Annotated in this window: 1 pseudogene; it reads right to left on the reverse strand. The window is 58.9% G+C overall.

Annotated features, from left to right (window positions below):
- Nucleotides 1–397, reverse strand: a pseudogene (locus tag FHL16_RS33900) (hypothetical protein); the annotation flags it as partial.

Below are 397 nucleotides of genomic sequence, written 5' to 3' on the forward strand. Positions count from 1 at the left end.
GGTCAGGATATAGGCGATCCAGAAGGTCAGCACCACGTTGCCCCCCAGGCGCCAGGCCAGCAGCGTCGCGGCAATCAGAACGCCAAAAATCAAGGCCCCGACGGTGAACCCCAGTCCCAGCGCTTCCGTGGCCAGGTCCCCGGCGGCGGTTCCCAGGGCAAAGGTGCACAGTACGGTGGACCAGTAGAAAAGTTCGCGCCGCGGCGAGTCTATTTCGCGGATCGACAGGTTGTGTTCCATGCGGAACCAAATTAGGAAATTGAATGCCAACAGCACCGAGAACACCGACGTACTGACGTACAGGCTGATATCGAGCATGTCGGTCATAATGTCGGTGATCTGCGTGCCGACGATGCTCACCAGCACCACGGTCAACCAGTAGATCCACGGCGAATAC

Source organism: Pseudomonas sp. FSL W5-0299 (assembly GCF_005930655.1).
Taxonomy (GTDB): domain Bacteria; phylum Pseudomonadota; class Gammaproteobacteria; order Pseudomonadales; family Pseudomonadaceae; genus Aquipseudomonas; species Aquipseudomonas mandelii.